The organism is Methanosarcina sp. MTP4, assembly GCF_000970045.1.
In the GTDB taxonomy this organism is placed as follows: Archaea; Halobacteriota; Methanosarcinia; order Methanosarcinales; family Methanosarcinaceae; genus MTP4.
Window position 1 is genome coordinate 683,381 of record NZ_CP009505.1, and the last position, 20,012, is coordinate 703,392.

A 20,012-nucleotide genomic window follows, 5' to 3' on the forward strand; every position below is an offset into this window, starting at 1 on the left:
TCAATCCCCAACAAAACCTCCAAAATTCTGAAGCGTATGGAGAAATCCTACCCCTTCATCCCCTGCTAACTTCAAAACCCTTTAAGATCCCATATTAAAGATAAAAGGTTCTTTGCTGCTTTTCGGGAGCTTCCTCCTGAAATGTGGAAAACTCAAAAAACGTTGAGTTCTCTTAGAGTGTCCGATGTACTTGTGCAATTTGTGCTTTGTATGTCTGGAAAACCATCAAAGAGCCAGTTTACACTTCCTTTTTCCAGAAAGGGAGTTATACCAATAAAATGCCCTGGAAACCATATAGGTCATGACGAGAACCTTTTCGGTCTCTGAAAGTACCTTCGGATACCTACAAAGAGGTTTCCGGGCTGATTTATCACACTGATAACAGTGCCTTCCATAACCCTCTCTCAAAAAGGCATTGTTGTCATATACCCCAAAAGTAAGTAAAAGACCTCCAATGTCCTTTGCAACTGCATTTTTGCCATTTATGCCGTTGCACGGGTCGAACATTCCCAAAAGTGAGTAAAGACCTGCAATATCCTGTGCAATTGCATTTTTGCCATTTATGCCGTTGCACGGGTCGAACATTCCCAAAAGTAAGTAAAGACCTGCAATATCCTGTGCAATTGCGTTTTTGCCATTTATGCCGTTGCACGGAGTTTGTATCTGATCGGGAAGCCCAGGTTCCGAGCCTGCTTCTTTTACCTCAAGGTTTCTCCTTTTCCCCTAGCGGTGAAGGAAGGTCTCGGAACATGGCTTCTTGATACGATAGCAGATACCTTTTCACTCCTAATCTTCTTGTGAGCATTGCTCAATTAGAAATATTACATAGCTACGGCTTTGTATATCCATCTTCTAAGTTACCGTTGCAGGTAGCTCAATAGCTGGAGTCTTTTTAATTTTTTCTAGTTTTTCCTCAATTCCAACAAAATCCTAATATTTCATCCGAATTTGAGTAAACCAATCTCCTTATTTTAGGAATGTTTATTCATCCAGACAACAACTTCTGAATCTTTTTTTAACAAATGCCTGTTTTTGTGGAAATTTTCATTAGCTTCCGCTACAGGTTTCAAGTTTAGATAATAAGTTTCGTATTCTCATCTAACCTTATTCATATTGGAATCTTGCTCTCATTAAAGGTGAAAATCCTTTCCATTTACCAGTACTGAAACACTGTTTGTTGAAATAAGTAATAATTTATAACAAAAATTAGTTAGGAATCTATCGGTTTTGAATGATCTTGCTTTGTCTACGATATCACCTGTAAAAGAAAATATCTGTTCCATTGTATGAAAGTACGATGTGAACTTTCATTTTTTTGTGCCTGCAATCCGGGAATTTCATGTGCGTTTTTTTGAAAATAAGACCTTCATTTTTTTTAATTTGAAGATGTGGAATGAACATGCTCCGTTGCTTGTAGCGGCGTGAACAAGTGCAATTTTGATAATATGATCCATCTAACTTGCCATTCAAAGAAGTGGTCAAAAAAAGTTTCAAGCAACCCTATTTTTATAGTGCCTCTCTCGCCATAACTCCTATTGCAATCGATTTTTTCCATTTAATTGTCCCGGCTGGCACAAGAATTCCATCGTTTAGCAGCTTGAAACTTTGAGTTTTTAATTTTTAATCGTGATGAATCAACAGTAAATAATTAATAGAAAATTATTTCATATATCAAAGTAGATATAATATAACTAAAATAATATCTGCGTTCTCACAATTTGTCAACTGGAACGTTTCTTTATGTGCAACGCCGATACTTCCCTGAATAAGAATCTCCTTTGAATAAGATTTCTATGTTTCCTGGTGATTGAGAGTGGACTCATCTAACCTTATTAATACAATATTGCTATCCGAAAAAAGAAAAAATGTACTGGTCTTGTTGCTGAAAGAGGGACCCAAGAACATAGATGAAATCAAAGATGAACTTGATGTCAGTGCAAGTGCTTTGATGCCTCAGATAAAGAAGCTCCTCAAATGGGACCTGCTTATTTATGACTCCGATGAGGATATCTATATGTTATCTGATATGGGGTCTTTACTAATTGAAAAAATAGCCGATTTCCTCAATATAGCTGATATTTATGTAGAGAACCGAAAGTATTGGAAAATCCGGGACCTCAGTGAAATCCCCTCCCATATAAGGAAAAGTATGGGTAACCTTGTGCACTCTGAACTGCTGGAGGCAAACAGGGATTGCCTTTTTGAGTTCCCACCCACTTTCGTGCAAAATGTTCTGGACTCAAAGTACGTAATGATGGTCAGTTCGACTTTCCAGCCCCAAACAGTCAACATATTTTCAAAGCTTTTGCGCAATAATTCAAAAGTTTCCTGGGTATTTACGGCGCAAATTTTAGATAAGTACCTGGAGGACTTTCCGGACCAGTTTAATAACTTCCTTACCCACGAAAATATGGACATTTATGTGAGTAGCGGGCATATTGGCCCTCTTGCCATGGTTGTTACGGACAGGTTTATGGGCATGTGGCTTTTTGACAAGAACAGAAGGTTCGACGGGACTACCCTAATAAATTATGAGGAGAGCGCCCTCAACTGGGGGCGGGAACTTTTCACTTACTATTCACAGATCTCTAACCGTGTCTACATCGACCCGGAGACAAGAAAGATGAAGATAACGGGAATGACATCAAAAAATCAAAAGGACTCTGATCCCGATCTTTGTCGTTTTTCCCTTTTTTAATGTTTCACATCCCGGCTCTAATTACCCGGTCAGGGATCAGTCAGATTCAGTTTTTATCTGGGATTGAAGTTGGTCAATTGTTTTTTGTCTCCATGTCTTGCAATGTTGATATTCGGATGGGACTGCCCTGATCAGTTATGAGGCCAGAGCCCTTAAATGGGGAAGGGAACTTTTCACTCATTACTCAAACATCTCGAACCTTGCTTACATCGATCCGGACACCGGGAAAATGGGGGTCAAGGGGTGCAATATCACGAAGGCAAACAAGTTCTGAACATGCCTTTTTATTCCGGGATTCATATTTAAAAAAAAGTTGCCTGTAAAACACAGGCAATGTGGTTAATTTGGCATGAAAGTACCGCCGATTTCGCACACCGGGTCCTCATTCAAAATTTCTGGTTATATTGGGACTCAACATCACGTTTTTCTCCTGCTAAATTGATGACAGGGTCCGGAATGTGAACTTGAGGATGCTACGTCCTCACGTAATGTTAGTGTCCTCCTTCCCTACAATAGCAAATATTTCGCTAATTATTGAGATTCGCTCATCAACTGAGAATGCTTCACTTTCAACAATCTTCCTCTTTCAACAATCTTCCTCTTTTGAACTTCTCACCTAGCACTTGACGTAATAGACATTAATGGTCTGAACAAAAATTATTCTCTTCTCATCGAATCTTTATTCGAAAAACTTGAGAGAATAGGTGTAAAGCCTGTTAGATACCTGAAAATCCGTACTTCCTAAATCCAGTTCTTTATATTCGGTTGTTATAAATAGAAACTTATATATTCATTATGTATGTCTACATGTTTCACGTGCATAAATTTTATATATTATAAACAGTTTTACTGCATTGTCTCACTCAATAACAAGCCTTTACGTCTTAATCCCCGCGAAAAGTAGCCGTCCGACATATAAGCTTTTTGGGAACTGGGGTTTCTGATCTCTCTATTCCTGGTGCTCCCCTTTCGAAAATCAACGGCGTTGATTCTGTAAACAGCGTGACGTTACTATTAACACTGTTTATTTTGCAAGCCTCTTGTTTTAATTAGCAACCATCTAATTTTTGAGTCGGATGTCTTCACATGGGGTTCTTTAATTTTGCACCGATTATTAATTAAATAGAATATTATTGATTTTTTAATATTCGTGTTTATTTTTGTAGGGGCGCTGCTGAATCACTCTGCTTCGTTTTTCCGATGACGGTTAGTATATCTATTTTTGAAACGTATAACTGATTGCTTTCTGTGAGATATGGAGAAGATCCGGATCCTTCCCCTGCATACCTTTTCAGATGAATATGTGCAGTAGCATATGTAAAAGAATCAGAGGTGCAAAAATGGATGATTTACCGGAAGAAGTCCAGGAACTGATGGAAGCCCTGGACGAAGCTGCAGAAGATGAAGAGGAGGATGAAGTAGAGGAACTCGCTCAGAAACTTCTGGACTCAGGGGTTGACATGAAACCCGTCACCCTCGAAAAACTCGCTCTCCTTGTCATGGATGGCGAAGAAGAAATGACTGTGGGCTGGACAAGAGCAGCTCTCAAGTTCGGGCTGGACCCATTTGAAATCCTGCTCAAGGGACTCGCTGAAGGCATGAGCCTGATCGGTAAAAAGTACGAAAATGGAGAGGCATTTGTGCCCCAACTCCTGATCGCTTCTACTGCAATGTACTCCGGGATGGATATCATTGCTCCCTTCATGAAGCAGGAAGAAGGCGGTACAAAACCCGCAACTGTGGTCATTGGTACCGTTGAAGGCGATGTCCACGACATCGGAAAGAGCCTTGTAAAAACTCTGCTCAGTGCAAACGGCTTCAACTGTGTGGATCTTGGAAATGACGTGCCGAGTACCCAGTTCATTGAGGCAGCAAAAGAGAGTAAGGCAACAGCAGTTTCAATGAGCACGCTGATGACAACAACCATGGCCGAGATGCCCAAAGTCGTCAAGATGCTCGAAGATGAAGGCATAAGGGACAAGGTTATGGTGATGGTTGGCGGAGCCCCCATTACAACTCAGTACGCGGCAGAGATCGGTGCTGATGTATCTCCTAAAGATGCTGCCAGTGCAGCAAGCTGGCTGAAGAGTGCCATTTTTGACTTCCCCTCGGAAGCTGAGAGATGGGGCTAAGTTTTCTTTATAAATTTCTCATAATCTGATTGAGAATTGTGGATATAAAAACAATCAAGTCAAAAACAAAAAAAAGGAGCTAAAAAAATGGTAGCTGAAATGACCTCCCTGGAAAGGGTTCTTGCAATGCTCAACAGGAAACCTGTTGACAGGGTTCCGGTAATCACCGGTTCTACAATGGTCAAAGAGTATATCGAGAAGAGCGGTGGAGTTTGGCCTGATTATCATTCCAACGCAGAAATGATGATCAATGTCTCAGGGCTTATGCATACGGATGCCGGAGTCGACAACGTGGTCGCACCTTTCGGCATGTTCGTCGAATCTATTGCCCTCGGGCTTGAGGTTAAGATGGGTAAGATTGACATCCAGCCCTCTGTCCGGAGCTTTTTCAAAAAGCCTGAAGAAGTTAATTATGATAATTTCCTTGAAGACAAGTTCGTCAAGAACACTCTCGATTCCATCAAACTCGCAAAGGAAAGATACCCCGATGCAGCTGTCACTGCTTTCCTTGTTGCCCCTATTACCCTGGCAGGAGACCTGATGGGTGCTGAAAATCTCTCTGTGCTCAGCATCAAGTGCCTGCAGAAGGAAAAACAGATGGAAAAGATGAAGGAATGGGTCGCAGTTGCCCTCGAGATCAACAAGATCTATGCCGAGGCCTGTGCCGAAGCCGGAGCTGACCTCCTGTACTATTCCGATGCATCCGCATCCCCGAACCTTGTGATGCCCGAGTTCTACTATGAAGTAGGGGTCCCGGCAGATAAGGAGATCGGAGACTACTCTCACAAACTCGGATGCCCCTGGGAACTCCACATCTGTGGTGACACAACCCCGATTATTGAGGGTATGGCAGCCACTGGTGCAGACTGTCTCAGTGTCGAACAGGTAGTTAATATGGAGGAAGCTACAAAGATTGCAGGTGATGTGCCTGTGGTCGGGAACGTGACTCCGCTCCTTATGGTTGAAGGCACCGAAGAACAGATCATCGCTGAAACCAGGAAGGCTCTTGACGGAGGAGCAAAGGCAAGCATGCTTGGCTGCGGAACTCCACCTCACAGTACCTCTGACAGGCTCAAGACCTGGGTTAAGGCAGCAACCGACTGGTCCGCCGAAAACCTCTGATCCGGCGAAACCGTTGTGTGTAAAAAATTTACTATAAACAAATAGTTCGTGGTATCTTCCTGAAAAAGGAGCGGTGCCTGAATAAAGGGTTTCCTTCTACAGGGACCCAAAATTTCAGGTGCCCACATTTTCCACTTATATTCTGAGTTATTTTCATTGGGAGCGATAGCTATGGGAATTAATTTAGAAAAAATGAATGAAGTGATGAAATATCGCTGGGTAGTATTTGTTATCCTGGCTTTTGCATACTTTTTCGTATACTTCCATAGGGTGTCAACCGCAGTGGTTGCATCTGACATTATGAGCACATTCGGAGTAGGGGCCGCATCTGTTGGGCTTCTGGGCTCTGCTTACTTCTATGCATACACAGCAATGCAACTCCCGAGTGGGATCCTCAGTGACAGCTGGGGTGTTAAAAAGACAGCCGGGGTCTTTACCCTTGTGGCTGCCGCCGGTGCAATCCTTTCAGGTGTTGCAACCAGCTTTACGATGATATTGATCGGAAGGCTGCTTATCGGTGTCGGTGTGGCAATGGTCTACATCCCCGTGATGAAGATGCTTTCCATCTGGTTCAAGAAGAACGAGTTTGCCTCCATGTCCGGTATCCTGCTCGCTATAGGTAACATCGGCGCTTTGAGTGCAGCAGGTCCTCTGGCCTTTCTGGCTGTAATGCTCGGGGACTGGCAGAGGGTTTTCCTGATCCTTGGTGTATTCTCCGTCCTGCTGGCCGTAGTCATCCTGATGATGGTTAAAGATAAGCCTGAAGACATGGGTTGTCCCTCTATCCCCGAAATCGAAGCCTATGAAAAAGGTGAGACCTATGTCCCCCCGAAGGCTGTTGCAAAGATCCCCATGGGAGAAGCCCTCAAGCAGACCTTCGGTGCCGGAATAAAGTTCTGGCCCCTTGCTATCTGGTTCTTCTTCATGTACGGAAGTCTCATGGTCTACCAGGGTCTCTGGGCAGGTCCTTTCTTCAGAGACGTGCTCGGCTGGGAGAAGACAACATACGCAAGTGTTCTCTCTTTCGTCGCCATCGGTATGATCTTCGGCTGCCCGATTGCCGGTTACCTCTCTGACAAGGTGCTTAAGTCCAGGAAAAAGGTCCTGCTCGCAGGCACTGCTGTGTACATCGTGCTCTGGGCAGTTATCTGGTCTCAGGCAGGAAACATTACAAGCACTACGGCATACTCCGCGATCCACTTCCTCTTCGGGTTCTTTGGTGGGTTCTTCATTGTGTCTTATGCCCAGGTAAAGGAATGGTTCCCAGCCTCAATCGTAGGGACTGCAGTTGGTGCATACAACATCTTCCCCTTCCTCGGCGGAGCAATCTTCATGACTCTGACAGGGAAAATGATGGCAGTTTCCGCAGGGGCTACTGCTACCGTAGGTCAGTACAAGTCTGTCTGGTTAATGATGCTTGTATGCATGATCTTTGCCTTCGTCGCCCTCTTAGTTTCAAAAGAGAAAGGCGCAGAAAAGGCTGCGGCACCTGTAGAAGTTGCTGACAAGAGTGACTCTCCGGCAAGCTCGAAGCAGTAAAAGCTGACAGGTAATACCTGACCAATAAGTAACGGTTAATCTGTTACCCCCTGAAGGGGAGTGGGGCATTTTTAATGCCAAAAACGGTTCAATATTCAAAAAACGGTTCAATATTCAAAAACGGTTCAATATTCAAAAACGGTTCAATATTCAAAAAACGGTTCAATATTCAAAAACGGTTCAATATTCAAAAACGGTTCAATATTCAAAAACGGTTCAATATTCAAAAAACGGTTCAATATTCAAAAAACGGTTCAGATTCAAAAACGGTTCAATATTCAAAAAACGGTTCAGATTCAAAAACGGTTCAGATTCAAAAACGGTTCAGATTCAAAAACGGTTCAGATTCAAAAACGGTTCAGATTCAAAAAACGGTTCAAAGGGTTGAATTTTTCCCTGAATATCTCCCCAAATTTGCATAAATCTCCAATAAAACCTCCAATAAAACCTCCACTAAAATCTCCAATAAAACCTCCAATAAAACCTCCACTAAAACCTTTATTTAAATTTCAACCCTTAATAACCCTCTATAAACCAATCCCCCAACAAAACCCCTATAATTCCCGGTTCACACCACAACTGTGAAATATTCGGAGTTAAACGTGAATTAATAGCTGAATCGTATGGAAATGGTTGAAACCTCAATTCCCTGATAACCCCAAACCCTTAAAAAACCCCAAAAAATTTACGATAAAGGTTCTTCGCTGCTTTTTCGGGAGCAGTTCTTTCCCAAAACGTGCAAAAAAAGATCGAAAAAACGTGGAGTTCCCCCAAAACGTGTCTGAATGTATGTGCAATATGTGTGTTGTATGTTCCCGGGAAAACCGGTGAAGACCCTGTTCACACTTCCTTTCCTCAGAAAGGGAGATGATACCGAATGAAATGCTCGGGAAACCTGATATATAATACGGTGGAGGCTTTTTCGGCCCCTGAAAGTATCCTCGGATACGAGCCTGCCCTGGACTACTCTTCCAGAAGGGTTTTTTTCAGCGTTTCCGCTGTAAATGCGTCCTCCGTGGGTTACGGCGTCGGGGCTGCATCTCCATGCAGTATGCCCAGCGTTCGCAACTGGTTTCCGGGCTGATTAATCACGCTGATGACAGTGCTTGTCCATATCCCTCTCCTCAAGATGGCACTGTTATCAAATATCCCCCAGAAGTGAGTAAAAGACCTGCAATACCCCCTTTGAAGCTGCATATTTGCCATTTTATGCTGCTGCAAGGGATGTTTTGTCTGATCGGAAAGCCCGGTTACGGGGCTGTTCCATTAACCGAAAAGGGTTCGCCATTTCCCGATCGGTGAAGGAAAGTCTCCGGTCGGGACTTTCCGAGATGACGGCAGAAACCTCTCCATTCCTAACCTCCAGGTTAGAGTGGTCCATAACTCTCTTCAATGGCTTCAAGACAAACTTTGCCTTTCTCTGCAGTCTTTTTTTCTTGGTACCTGCAGCCGAATCGCATGTCTTGAAGCCTTATGTTTTCTTTTTCATGTTCTCTTCCTATTTTCCCGTTTCCTGAACCCTCCAGATCGGAAAGATCTCCATTTTTATAATTTATCATTTTCTTTTTGATTTATCTTTTTTTCAAGGGCCAATAGTATAGAGGTTTCTTGCTTCTGTTTTTGATTTAGAAGTGTTCCTATTTTTTGAGGAGGGGATTTTTCTCTATATTTAATCTTTCTGTTTTTATTGTCTAATTATCTGGCTACTTTTGGAAAATAAATATCGAGCGCTTTTAACATACTTTAATTAACTTTTTGATACAGGTTAAAATAATAAATTATTAATAGCAAAATTACTTCATATATTAAAACTGATTATATTGTAAATAAAATAATAAACCTATTTTCCCGTGTTGATATTTGGGACGGTGCTTAGGTGTAGTACTGTTATTCTTTCAAGACGAATTTCCTTTGAAGAATATTCATATGTTCCCTGGTGATTGAGAGTGGACCCCTCCTGCCTTATTAAAACAATATTCCTATCCGAAAAAAGAAAAAATGTACTGGTCTTGTTGCTAAGAGAAGGCCCCAAGAATATAGATGAAATCAAAGACGCACTTGACTTCAGTGCAAGTGCTTTGATGCCTCAGATAAAGAAACTCCTCAAATGGGACCTGCTTACTTACGATCCCAATGAAGATTTATACAAGCTGTCTGACATGGGGGCTTTGATAGTTGAAAAAATAGAAGAATTTCTCAATATTATAAACATCTATGCGGAGAATCATGAGTACTGGGAAACCCGGGACCTTAGTGAAATCCCCTACCATATGAGAAAACGTATCGGTAACCTTGTGCACTGTGAACTGCTGGAAGCAAACAGGGATTGTTTATTTGAGTTTCATCCAACCTTCGTGGAAAATGTTCTGAATTCCAAGTACGTAATGATGGCCAGTTCGACTTTCCAGCCTCATACAGTCAGCATATTTTCCAAGCTTCTCCGTAATAATTCAAAAGTTACCTGTGTGTTTACGGAGCAGATTTTCAACAAATATCTGGAAGATTACCCGGAACAGTTTAACAGCTTCCTTTCCCATGAAAATATGAACGTCTCCATGCGTAGCGGGCACATCGGCCCCCTTACCCTGGTAGTCACGGACAGGTTCATGGGCCTGTGGCTTTTTGATAAGAACGGAAGGTTCGACGGGACTACCCTGATAAGTTATGAGGCCAGTGCACTTAAATGGGGTCGAGAACTCTTTACTTACTATTCAAGCATCTCCAACCTTGTCTACATCGACCCGGACAGCGGGAAAATGGAGATCACGGGGTATAACATCACAAAGGCCAACAAATTCTGATCCCGGATTTTTTAATTTTTTAATTTTCCCTTTTTTAAGTTTCACATTCCGGCTCTAATAACTCAGTCAGAGTTGTTTTTCAGCCGGAAACACTGGTGGTCAATTGAGTTTTTGGCCTTTTTAATTAACAGTGATAACAATTGTCTTGTGTGAAATATGACTTCAGTCGGCTCCCTTAACCTGGTACAGGGCAACTTTTCCCTCGAAAAAAAGAACCTTAGACGATGTATGATGAAAAATATTCTATGTGTTTAGCTGAATAGAAGTTAATAATTTTTAGTCGTTCTCGGATCAGGACTCACAGATCTGCAATTCGCAGCTGCTATTTGTATGTATAAATTAAATGTGTTTTTGAAAATTAAAGTCTGAAGTTGCCTGCAAATAAGGCAACTTTGGACAGCTCTTAATTTATGTTCTTTAATATTGTTCTAAAGAGTGATTTTTAGGTTATTCCCTTGCATATAATATCATTCATTGGTCGTGGAGCTAAGGCCCCCGGCAATCCCCAGTGCAATAAGCGAGACTACCAGGGGGATTAAAATCACCATTAACAAATTTCCTTCCTCGGCATATTTGAACATGAAACTGAACAGAACAGTGCTCAGCAGTATCCCGATAGCTAGCAGGCAGAGAACTGGCGCCCCGTACAGGTTTTCAATCGTATTGCTCATCATCTTCCCCCCGTTTAATTGTGGTCTGTTTTTCAGCAGAACACGTTTCCTTTTTGGAAACTTCCCTACATATAATAAAATTGAGACAAATGTATATAAAACTTTAGGCTAAGTGTAATTTTTTTTTCATTCGGGAGGAGTTTTTGTTGTTCCCATTTTAAGCCTTTTTATCCTGCCTGGAATATCTTGCCTGAAGTCGAAATTTTAAACAACATCTAATTTTAGCTTTCTCCCATGGGCTTGTCCAATGCGTATGAGGCTGTTTTTGTCTTCAAAATTTTTACCACTAAAATAAATTTATACCTATCATTTTAAATAAATTTTTTTTATAGTTAAATTAATATAAGATGTGCTTTAACTAAATAAATGGGAGTATTTATTTGAAAAGAACCGGTACCACCGTGGGGATATTTATTTTAAATGATCCGGAACTGCATCCTGGTGTTGAGTTGTGGTTTTCGGGAACGTTGCGTTCTAATGATCCCGTATTGGTCCGGAAGTTTTCAATCTCAACAAGATCTTAACGGTTAATGTGGGGGAAATTATTTGGGAAGAATTTGACGTATTATTTAAAAACAGAATAAATAAATGTATTTAAATTTAAATCAAAATTATAACTGCAAATTGACATTAATTCAAACTGATCAGTTCAGGGGGAACTATTTGGAAAAGAGGGGGTCCAAATCTTACTATCTGGATGCAATTCTTACGCAGTAATTTTTACGCAAATTGTGCTTCTGATGGTCCTGTACGTTCTTTGTGTGTTCATCGTCCTTAAGATACGCCAAAAACTGTTTTTGGGATCTGGAAGCCTGTTGTCGGAAAGCGGGCCGGATAAATTATAGGGAAATTCAATGGGGGGGTATTTTGGCGAAGTTAAGGGTAAAAAGCTGGGTCGTGGATCTGGTTTTTATGCATGTGATGTTCGTGGTGATCCTGTATATTGTCTACATGTATATTGTGCCAACAATAGTTCCGATATGATCTATACTTGCCCAGCTTTAAAATCTGGAATTTTTTGCCTCAAAATGAAAGGCAATAACCAAATAGAATTCTGAAAACTAAAGCTGGATGAGTATAAGAAGGAATGGAAATTCATGTTAAAAAGGATCATCAGGCCAAAGAAGATGTAAAAAATAGATTACTAAAAAAATAGATTACTAAAAAAATAAAATTACTAAAAAAATAAAATTACTAAAAATATGGGGAATATGAAGTCAGAGAATATGATGTCCTATGAAGGGGGTAATTGCATGGGAGAAGGAATGAAAAGTCAGGTTGCAGCCAATAAAGATAAGAAAAGAATGAAAACTCAGGTTGAAGGAGATTCTCAGGTTAGCGGAAGCCAGTCCAAGTCTTACTACCTGGATGTGGTTTTTATTCAGGTCTTGCTTTTGCTGCTCCTGTACGGGGTCTGCGTGCTTGTGGTGCCAAAACTTTCTTGAAACCCGGGATTCTGTTTGAACCACACTATTTGGCTTGAAACCAATTGGTAAAAAGCTGATTTTCATGTGTTTCTATCGGAAGAGACGTTTCTACTTTCGCTCTTCCGAAAAGGCACCACTTTATTTTTCTTGATTTTTTTCTGAGTTGTGGAATTTTTTATTTTTTGCATTGATTCTTGCTTATGATATTTTTTTTTCAGGCTTCCACTCTGATTCGAAGGCTGCAACCTGTTTTTAGTACCTTTTAGTAGGACTTTGCTTCCTTACCTGTCTGCTATATGAAAACCGGGTTCTGAAACAAGAAGTCCTGATTCTGAATTATTATGTCCAAGTTCTGAAAAATATCTTGCAATTCATGAAGAATTATTTTGCTAAAATTTTAGCTGGCAATTTGGAAGGAATAATCCGGACATGTGCAATGAAAGTTTCATCAAAAATGGTGAAAACCCGCTGCATATCCCTTACAGGTTTGTGTGCGTCCTTCTGGGGTCAGGGCAGGTCCCTTTGGGAAGTCTCGAAAATGCCCTAACCCGTGGCAAAATCAAAAAATATTTCTATAAAATCCGGATTTTGGTGAATTTCTCTTTTTATATGTTTCAGGCCCTTCATCCGGTATTGCATTGTAACATGGTAAAATGCGGCTTCCTGTCCTGATTTTTAAATATTCGGTGTTACCCCTATGGATGTGGAATACAGGGCGGAAAACTCTAACTTACAAAATAAATCCGCCTCCAGAGGAAAAATATTTAATACTGAATATATAGACATTAAATAAAAAAACGGGGATAGAACGGGAGGAATTAATTTGAAAATAAGGGTTGTGAGTTCAAGAGATGAAATCTTTTCATTGAATCCAAATGAGCGAATAGTGCACATGGCTTTCAGGCCTTCGAATAAGGATATCCTTTCGCTGGTCGAAACCTGCCCGAAGATTGAGGTAATACAGCTCCCCAAATCATACCGACGGACTGTTTCAACGTCCATCGAAATGTTCCTTGAAATGCAGCGTATCCAGCTCATTGAAGGAGATGTCTGGGGACACCGGAAAGACATAAACGAGTATTACAGCATACCTCCATCGGTCATTGAGGAAATAAAAGAACTGAAAATGGAAGGCGAATCTGCCGAAGCTATAGAAGAAAAAGTTTCAAGGGCAAGAAAGCTTAACCCCGAAATGGTTGCATACATCATTAAAAAAGAAGTCACCGTCTGAGCAGCCGAAAATGTTTCAATTTCTTCATTTTTGGCTCGTTTTCAATATTTTTTGATTTTTTCGAATGTAGTGTGAATTTCAGTTTTTTTAGCTTTGCTTTTAGCCGGAGGGCCGAGTTTTCGAATTTTGTTTTTTGCTCCGAAATTCGGCGTTTTAAATGTCCTTGCATCAGAGTCAAAAAAAGTTAAGAATAGTTGGATAAGAGTTGAATTGAGAGGTCAGGATTTCCTCTCAATTAAAGGGGTTATATCATTTTGGGGTTGCTATTTTAAGTTTACTTTTCCGTTTTTCAGGTTCGCATGAACTTACTATTATATAATTGATTTTTAATAATATTTACTTTTTTTAATATTCAAATATATCAGTAGACTAAAAACATTTGATTAATATTATATTGCATGGTAAATATCTCGATTTGGGGATATATGGATTAGCGATTCGGGTTTTTAGAACAGTTTCTCCCCCGGTCAACGGCGCGGTGTTCTTCGGGAGCTACAAAAGCCTGGTCCCAGGACCTTCGGGCGGGTTAGGTCGAAGGGTTCAGGGGGTTGAGGACGGGTTCGGGAAAAGAAAAAGGGAAGGAGAGGGGAGTGAGGGGGGACGAAAAGGAGAAGGATGGAGAAAGGGGAGAGGGGCGTTTTGGATTTAATTTTCATGATATAGGTGATGTTCAAATCTCGGTTGATGTGCGTATAACAATAATCATCTGAATAATCACAATGATGGGAAATAATAATGGGGAGAATCCGTGATGAATCTGTTCATCACGGACTTTCACGCTAAAAAGAGTAAGTTACTGACAAACGCAGACCGGGAAGTGGACAGAGGAAAATGGCAACAAGGAAAATGAAATGGGTTTTCAGGCTCCGATTCAGGTCGGGTCTCAAGGAGATGAGGATCCAGCAAGAAAAAAGGCCTTCTTTTTTAGCATAAAGAATTAAAGAATCCCTCTAACTGATTTATGATTTTTTTAAGTGATTAATGGGAATTTTAGAGCTAAATGTTGGAATCCAGAATCCTTCTATTTGCTCTACGAATTGACGACTATTTAAAAATATTTCATAAAATGAGTATGCCCAGGATGTGCAGCATCTCTTATGTACAGCATTCTGGACATGTGTGAAGGAATTGCATAATTTAATATTTTAGTTTACTTGTCGTTATCCTATAATCGGAAAGACCAAGTTGAAGTCAATATCAACAATGATAGAGTCTTTAATCATCACAACCAGTATCAAAGAATTTAATACGTATAATTTCTGCTGTTTTGAGATCATGCATAAACCTCCTATAAAAATTCCTTTTCCAAAGATATGCATTTTTCAACTATACGGGTACAAAAACAGCATGTGGGAATAGGAAACTTAATCATTCTTTGACTAATATACTATATCATTTCATAATTTGGATATTATATCAGTTGGAATGATTTTTATGGGCTCTTCGCTGTTTCGAGTGGGCAATTACATTCATTTCCTAAATCAAAGTAACATGTATGCGATTTAGAAACATTTGCTGTTGAAAATCAAATTCATTCTTGATGCTTCTATCTTTAGCCTGGTTACTTTCTAACCAAGCAATTATTTTCGACCCATAAAAAACAGCGCAAAGCTTTCTTATATTGTTAAGTGACTAACAAGCATACGGATATTAAAGAACAATATAGCCACTACAGCTACATGCTGTTTTAGTTGTATAGAATTTCTGGTAATCTGGCAATTATCAGAAATTCTGACTTTTGGTATTTACATAGCGTCCACCCTTTCCATCTTTTTTAGTTTATCTTATGTGTTTATTATTATTTAACCTTTAGTTTTAAAATTATATTAATAAGTTTGTTATGTATTAACTGCTTTATTTTTTAAACATTAATTTTTCCAAAATTAAATTAAAACTTTAATATATATCATCGCTCTTTAGTTTGAATTTTATATTAAAGCCTATCCGAAAAGTGCTGAGACCTAATTAATTTATGCAAAATGTAATGTACAAAATCGGAAAGGATTCTCGGATATTTAGATCTATTGTAACTTTTACAACATGCCATTATTAACACTTTTCAAACACCCAATTTAAAATCTTAATTAATATATTTATTTTGCACAACCTTTTATACTTTTGAATATATACGGAAATATGGAAATTAAAGAACAATATAGCTACTACAGCTACATGCTGTTTTAGTTGTATAGAATTTCTGGTAATCTGGCAATTGCCAGAAATTCTAACTTTTGGTATTCACATAATATCCGCCCTTATCACCTTTTTTAGGATAATTGCTTTATCTTATGTGCTTATTACTTTTGACTCTTTTTAGTTTCTTCCAATAATTTTTAATTCTCAGCCAATAGTTTGTCATTATTTATAATTCCCTCATGAACTTCTACTAGATATTTCTTAAATTCTCTGGTAACTCCGTACTTCTCAAGTCGGCATACGAATAAAGGAGAATATAGAAAATAGGGTTGTTTGTCCGACCTTCATCTCGATTGACATTAGTTTTTTACTTGTGTTTAGAAGCAATGAATCTGTAAAACCTTCTACAGGGATGCATTCCACACCAAGAAGGGGGAAGTTTAGGATTGTTCAGGCTTTGTTATAAATCTCCTCACCAGTATGCCTGAGGAATCTGGAGCTTCGTGTGTTCCTTGCATCTGCGGATCGGTTTACAAACCGGTTTATAGGTCGAAGGATTCAGGGGCTTAGAGGATGGGTTAGGGAAGAGGAATAAAGGAGTGAGGGGGACGAAAAGGAGACATGAGGAGAAGTGGGAGAAAGGGAGGATGACCTTAGAGTTTAATTCACAAAATTTACAATTGTCCATTTTTTTTTCTCTTCTTCGATGATGTCTTCAAAAACTGTAGATACATTAAATTCGATGGTGGCAATGGAATCAAGATGCCTTTTTACTTCCTCCGCCAATGAACTTCCAAAACTGCCGGTTATTATTTCATTCGTATCTTCAATCACAAATTCAAAGCTAAATGAACGTACATTTACCCCAGTTAGCTTTCCATAATATGTTACTGTTTCATCAGGCATTTCAGCAACATCACTTATGGCGTCGTATATTCTTTTAGCTAAAGGACTAGTAATCTCTTTAGTATGAAATCCTTCTGGTACAATCTTGTCATACATTTTTATAGTTGCATTATTTTTATAAATGATCTCTACTAAATTTTGATATTTTTTCATTGATCGTATCCCAATCTCTTTACTAATTGCCTTTATGGCTTCCTTGTCATCTTCACAGTCAGTTAATTCATTTAAACAGCAGAAAGCTTTTTTTTGAATAGAATTTTCGAGGTGGGGTTGATGACTTGCCAAAATCATCCTAAAAGATCCAGGGGCAGTTGCTATTAAATCTAATTGAGACCAAGCGCAGATCTCTTTTGGTATCGCCCCTTTTGCGGTAGGTTTGTCTATCATAGATTGAGAAATTGAGGTCACAACTTCTTGTAAAGCAGAGGTAAACTTTCCAAAAAATGATAATGATATCCGATGTTTTTGAACTATTTCTCCGTCAAAAACAAAATCAAAAGTATCTATGTTAAGTCTTTCATAAGCTTTTTCTAACTCCTTCAGCAAATATTCTTCTCTCTCCTTTAAGCTGTAAAGCCCAATTTTTAAAGAAAATTTATCCGGGTATTTCTCAACCAATTGTTCTTTATTTACAATTAACTCATTGAGTTCAGAAAGTTCTTCTTGTATTATAGAGGGGCGCCTAACTTTTTCAATCACTCCCTATACCTCCAACACTATCTATATCGAAAGAACTATCTGATAAATCAAACTCAATTATGCCCTTTGGATTATTTTTCCGGTCATGAGTAAACCATTTTGACCAATACTCTATGTTTTTTATCATATCCTCGTACAATTCAGAGAGTTCGGGTGGGTATATAATAATAAAGTAGACATCACATTTACATTCAGATTTTGCCCATTCTTTATCGATAATTTTGTTAAAATCTTCCTTTATTTCTTCATAAGATTCATCTAGTTCAATACCACTGATGTGAGTTACAAAATCAATGTCATTGGGATCTATCTTATGTGTTGTATAACTTCCGTTTACCCATTGTAGAGTAGCTATATTGAGAGGTATAAGTAAAGAACAATATCTAATATACCCATCAAAGATTTTTTCTCGAGTAACCGATTCCGGAAAACCATTCACAAAACACATCTGAAATTCTGTTAATTTTGGTTTTATGAATCCTAGTGGTAAGTTTCCATTATCTTCAAATTCTGGAATCGCACTCATGAATATCCTCTCACCCCCAATTATAATCCTTTTCTTGATATTCTTCGTTTTAATACAAAATAAACTTTTTCCATTTGTTTATACCCTCCCTTCCCGGTGCACTGAGCTTCTCTTCATGATGTCCAGTCTGGCTCCCTCCCTTCCTAAAAATCCGGCCTTCATATTTGCCCTACATTCTCTTTTCTTGAATTGGTGCGTGTGTTTCTTCATGCTCCCTCAGTCCAGGCTCTCAGGGGCTTTCGGGAGAAAGGCAGCAGCCAGATCGGAGGGCTTGAGCTTCTCAGGGATCTTCTCCTTCTAACTGAGTACATTTATATATGAAGATGATTTTACCTATTGTCATTATGTCTTGTAGTCTTTCCTTTGATGCACTCCTTGTTCTAAATATTCTATATTCGAACAGATGTTTTAGGGACAATAGAGGATATAATTCTAAAAAACTAGATAAAATTCTTACAAAAAAAATATCCGCAAAATACGAAGATGTTATTAAGGAACTTATAAGTCATGGATACATTACTCAAATTAAGAAAAAGGATATAAAATATTTCATATCGGATATTCCAAAAGCTATCTATGCTTTAGACTCGCATGGATTTTCGGTTACAAAAGGTAAGATTAGAAAGCTGTAAACTATTTTTTACACCTGTGTAAAAAATAATCTGCAAACTGTTTTATACTAGTAATGCTAGATGTAAATGTATATACCTGTATGCATATGTACACTTGATTCTTACTTGGACTTACGCAGTGAACTAAAAACCAAAAGTGGAAATGAAGTATATGTGTAAATCCAATAATTTTGACGAGTCACATGTACTTGGTTTTGTTCTTCAAGTGTATGAGTTCTATTTCCTTTACACATAAATATTGATAATTTATCGGAGATGTGGGATCTCATGAAACCTTTCGAAGGCTTATTGGGAAATAACTGTGAGTTGAGAATAATTGAATTTCTATTGCCTCTAGAAGGGATAGAATTCAATGTGACTGAACTTGCCGAGGAGGTCGGCGTGTCCAGACCCTCAGTCATAAAATCAATCAAAAAATTTTTAGAATGGGGTCTGATTAAATCAAAGAGAGCAGGAAATTTAACATATTATAGCATGAATCATGAATCTCCAATTATTAAAAACATTCAGCAGCTTAACAATCTATTAATTGAAAAAATGCTTGGGGATGATGTGCTATATGAAATCCATGAATACATTGAGAGCAAAAGTTTTTCCGTTGAAACATCTGCTACAAAAATTTCTTTAAATAGGAACTTTGAAATGTCTAACTGGTCAGATTCTTTTTCAACTGAAATTCACAAGCCATTATGGTGTGATACTTCTTTTAATCTTCCAGATGACTTCCGTTGTAGCGAACCCAGATCAAGTTATAGTCCATCGGGGGCAACGTAATGACACAAAAAAGATTCTTTGTAAAGGAGATTATTAAAGAATTAAGACTAATTGAAACATCAATGAAAAAAGAAGAAAACATCGAGAGAAAAATCTATTTATTTTCTGCAGCTTACGGAATTATGGGCCGCACATACAGATTTGAATTTTCTCCTGATTTCTTATTAGCAGAGTTTGTATTAAACAATAGTTATGGTGCATTGATCGATCGGTTTCAGAAACTAAAAAGTGGTGACACAACAGTTGAAATTGAACCGCTTCATTTTGAAAAAATTGAAGACGGATTAAAACTGTTAGCAGATTGCTTTGAAAATGGAATATCAATATTAGAACCTTTAGAACTCATTTTAACAACTGCTTTCAGCACATCTGGTCCCGGAAACTATCTTAGAGAGAAAGGAATGTTGAAACTTTAACTTTTTCTTTCTCTTTCTCTTTTAATCAATCTTTTTTGCAGTTTCATCTATTTCCAAGAAAATAGGTCTATATACCATTTCTGTAAATCCACAAATGCTCACTCAGTCCAGGCTCTCAGGGACTTTCAGGAGCCAAGCAGCAGGCAGATCGGAGGGACTGAGCTTCTCCAGAAGCTACAAAAGCCTGGTCCCAGAGCTTCGTTTAATCTTTGCAGTTGTGAATAGGTTTACAAAAAGGTTTTTAGCAATGCATTTGTGTTCGGGCCGAATTATATACGAATATTAAGATATTATTAATCATA

At 38.9% G+C, this 20,012-nt stretch carries 19 protein-coding genes; 14 read left to right on the plus strand and 5 right to left on the minus strand.

Annotated features, from left to right (window positions below):
• Nucleotides 1-225 precede the first annotated feature (225 nt).
• On the minus strand, nt 226-591 hold the full coding sequence (locus tag MSMTP_RS03100) for a hypothetical protein (RefSeq protein ID WP_156153656.1): 366 nt from the start codon (nt 589-591) through the stop codon (nt 226-228).
• 1,288 nt (nt 592-1,879) lie between these two features.
• On the opposite strand from MSMTP_RS03100, the gene MSMTP_RS03105 reads away from it, so the two are divergent.
• From MSMTP_RS03105 to MSMTP_RS03130, 7 genes are all read left to right on the plus strand, one after another.
• Complete coding sequence (locus tag MSMTP_RS03105) at nt 1,880-2,698, plus strand: winged helix-turn-helix domain-containing protein (RefSeq protein WP_048177772.1); 819 nt, start codon at nt 1,880-1,882, stop codon at nt 2,696-2,698.
• A gap of 127 nt (nt 2,699-2,825) precedes the next feature.
• On the plus strand, nt 2,826-2,972 hold the full coding sequence (locus tag MSMTP_RS20315) for a transcriptional regulator FilR1 domain-containing protein (protein ID WP_156153896.1): 147 nt from the start codon (nt 2,826-2,828) through the stop codon (nt 2,970-2,972).
• Nucleotides 2,973-4,038: 1,066 nt separating this feature from the next.
• Nucleotides 4,039-4,830, plus strand: a complete 792-nt coding sequence (locus tag MSMTP_RS03110) for a B12-binding domain-containing protein (protein ID WP_052718253.1) — start codon at nt 4,039-4,041, stop codon at nt 4,828-4,830.
• 87 nt (nt 4,831-4,917) lie between these two features.
• On the plus strand, nt 4,918-5,952 hold the full coding sequence (locus MSMTP_RS03115; RefSeq protein WP_048177774.1) for a uroporphyrinogen decarboxylase family protein: 1,035 nt from the start codon (nt 4,918-4,920) through the stop codon (nt 5,950-5,952).
• A 171-nt stretch (nt 5,953-6,123) separates the two neighbouring features.
• Entirely contained in the window at nt 6,124-7,491 is a 1,368-nt protein-coding gene (locus MSMTP_RS03120) for an MFS transporter (protein ID WP_048177777.1), read from the plus strand.
• A gap of 74 nt (nt 7,492-7,565) precedes the next feature.
• Nucleotides 7,566-7,913 carry a hypothetical protein gene (locus MSMTP_RS03125; RefSeq protein ID WP_048177778.1) on the plus strand — a complete coding sequence of 116 codons (348 nt, stop codon included), beginning with the start codon at nt 7,566-7,568 and terminating at the stop codon, nt 7,911-7,913.
• Nucleotides 7,914-8,368: 455 nt separating this feature from the next.
• Nucleotides 8,369-8,575 (plus strand): hypothetical protein, encoded by a 207-nt coding sequence (locus MSMTP_RS03130; protein ID WP_048177780.1) that lies wholly within the window; start codon nt 8,369-8,371, stop codon nt 8,573-8,575.
• 283 nt (nt 8,576-8,858) lie between these two features.
• Here MSMTP_RS03130 and MSMTP_RS03135 read toward each other — a convergent pair whose 3' ends face one another.
• On the minus strand, nt 8,859-9,050 hold the full coding sequence (locus MSMTP_RS03135; protein WP_048177782.1) for a hypothetical protein: 192 nt from the start codon (nt 9,048-9,050) through the stop codon (nt 8,859-8,861).
• Between the two features lie 522 nt (nt 9,051-9,572).
• On the opposite strand from MSMTP_RS03135, the gene MSMTP_RS03140 reads away from it, so the two are divergent.
• On the plus strand, nt 9,573-10,292 hold the full coding sequence (locus tag MSMTP_RS03140; RefSeq protein WP_197076129.1) for a winged helix-turn-helix domain-containing protein: 720 nt from the start codon (nt 9,573-9,575) through the stop codon (nt 10,290-10,292).
• A gap of 467 nt (nt 10,293-10,759) precedes the next feature.
• On the opposite strand, the gene MSMTP_RS03145 is transcribed toward MSMTP_RS03140, so the two are convergent.
• Nucleotides 10,760-10,966 (minus strand): hypothetical protein, encoded by a 207-nt coding sequence (locus tag MSMTP_RS03145; RefSeq protein ID WP_048177785.1) that lies wholly within the window; start codon nt 10,964-10,966, stop codon nt 10,760-10,762.
• Between the two features lie 1,250 nt (nt 10,967-12,216).
• Here MSMTP_RS03145 and MSMTP_RS03150 point away from each other — a divergent pair.
• The 3 genes from MSMTP_RS03150 to MSMTP_RS18895 all read left to right on the plus strand — a co-directional run bounded on the left by MSMTP_RS03150 (nt 12,217) and on the right by MSMTP_RS18895 (nt 14,331).
• Complete coding sequence (locus tag MSMTP_RS03150; RefSeq protein WP_048177787.1) at nt 12,217-12,408, plus strand: hypothetical protein; 192 nt, start codon at nt 12,217-12,219, stop codon at nt 12,406-12,408.
• A gap of 805 nt (nt 12,409-13,213) precedes the next feature.
• Nucleotides 13,214-13,621, plus strand: a complete 408-nt coding sequence (locus MSMTP_RS03160; protein ID WP_048177790.1) for a DUF1699 family protein — start codon at nt 13,214-13,216, stop codon at nt 13,619-13,621.
• 548 nt (nt 13,622-14,169) lie between these two features.
• On the plus strand, nt 14,170-14,331 hold the full coding sequence (locus tag MSMTP_RS18895; RefSeq protein ID WP_156153658.1) for a hypothetical protein: 162 nt from the start codon (nt 14,170-14,172) through the stop codon (nt 14,329-14,331).
• A gap of 2,086 nt (nt 14,332-16,417) precedes the next feature.
• Here MSMTP_RS18895 and MSMTP_RS03165 read toward each other — a convergent pair.
• Nucleotides 16,418-17,362, minus strand: coding sequence for a hypothetical protein (locus MSMTP_RS03165; RefSeq protein ID WP_048177791.1), 945 nt, complete (start codon nt 17,360-17,362; stop codon nt 16,418-16,420).
• Nucleotides 17,355-17,888, minus strand: a complete 534-nt coding sequence (locus tag MSMTP_RS03170) for a DUF6932 family protein (protein WP_048177792.1) — start codon at nt 17,886-17,888, stop codon at nt 17,355-17,357. Before MSMTP_RS03170 ends, MSMTP_RS03165 begins: the two co-directional genes overlap by 8 nt.
• A 317-nt stretch (nt 17,889-18,205) precedes the next feature.
• Here MSMTP_RS03170 and MSMTP_RS03180 point away from each other — a divergent pair, with 317 nt between their 5' ends.
• From MSMTP_RS03180 to MSMTP_RS03190, 3 genes are all read left to right on the plus strand, one after another.
• Nucleotides 18,206-18,520, plus strand: a complete 315-nt coding sequence (locus MSMTP_RS03180) for a hypothetical protein (RefSeq protein WP_197076130.1) — start codon at nt 18,206-18,208, stop codon at nt 18,518-18,520.
• A 267-nt stretch (nt 18,521-18,787) separates the two neighbouring features.
• On the plus strand, nt 18,788-19,294 hold the full coding sequence (locus tag MSMTP_RS17820; RefSeq protein ID WP_156153659.1) for a winged helix-turn-helix domain-containing protein: 507 nt from the start codon (nt 18,788-18,790) through the stop codon (nt 19,292-19,294).
• Complete coding sequence (locus MSMTP_RS03190; RefSeq protein ID WP_048177795.1) at nt 19,294-19,710, plus strand: hypothetical protein; 417 nt, start codon at nt 19,294-19,296, stop codon at nt 19,708-19,710. The genes MSMTP_RS17820 and MSMTP_RS03190 overlap by 1 nt, the downstream gene beginning before the upstream one ends.
• Nucleotides 19,711-20,012: the final 302 nt, after the last annotated feature.

Excerpts from the sequence above, each read along its gene's own strand:
- MSMTP_RS03140 (WP_197076129.1), top strand. The coding sequence starts at position 9,573 with ATGCCTCAGATAAAGAAACTCCTCAAATGGGACCTGCTTACTTACGAT.
- MSMTP_RS03150 (WP_048177787.1), top strand. The coding sequence starts at position 12,217 with ATGGGAGAAGGAATGAAAAGTCAGGTTGCAGCCAATAAAGATAAGAAA.
- MSMTP_RS03135 (WP_048177782.1), bottom strand. The coding sequence starts at position 9,050 with ATGATAAATTATAAAAATGGAGATCTTTCCGATCTGGAGGGTTCAGGA.
- MSMTP_RS03170 (WP_048177792.1), bottom strand. The coding sequence starts at position 17,888 with ATGAGTGCGATTCCAGAATTTGAAGATAATGGAAACTTACCACTAGGA.
- MSMTP_RS03130 (WP_048177780.1), top strand. The coding sequence starts at position 8,369 with ATGAAATGCTCGGGAAACCTGATATATAATACGGTGGAGGCTTTTTCG.
- MSMTP_RS03110 (WP_052718253.1), top strand. The coding sequence starts at position 4,039 with ATGGATGATTTACCGGAAGAAGTCCAGGAACTGATGGAAGCCCTGGAC.
- MSMTP_RS03120 (WP_048177777.1), top strand. The coding sequence starts at position 6,124 with ATGGGAATTAATTTAGAAAAAATGAATGAAGTGATGAAATATCGCTGG.
- MSMTP_RS03145 (WP_048177785.1), bottom strand. The coding sequence starts at position 10,966 with ATGATGAGCAATACGATTGAAAACCTGTACGGGGCGCCAGTTCTCTGC.
- MSMTP_RS03115 (WP_048177774.1), top strand. The coding sequence starts at position 4,918 with ATGGTAGCTGAAATGACCTCCCTGGAAAGGGTTCTTGCAATGCTCAAC.
- MSMTP_RS03125 (WP_048177778.1), top strand. The coding sequence starts at position 7,566 with ATGCCAAAAACGGTTCAATATTCAAAAAACGGTTCAATATTCAAAAAC.
- MSMTP_RS17820 (WP_156153659.1), top strand. The coding sequence starts at position 18,788 with ATGAAACCTTTCGAAGGCTTATTGGGAAATAACTGTGAGTTGAGAATA.
- MSMTP_RS03180 (WP_197076130.1), top strand. The coding sequence starts at position 18,206 with ATGAAGATGATTTTACCTATTGTCATTATGTCTTGTAGTCTTTCCTTT.
- MSMTP_RS03190 (WP_048177795.1), top strand. The coding sequence starts at position 19,294 with ATGACACAAAAAAGATTCTTTGTAAAGGAGATTATTAAAGAATTAAGA.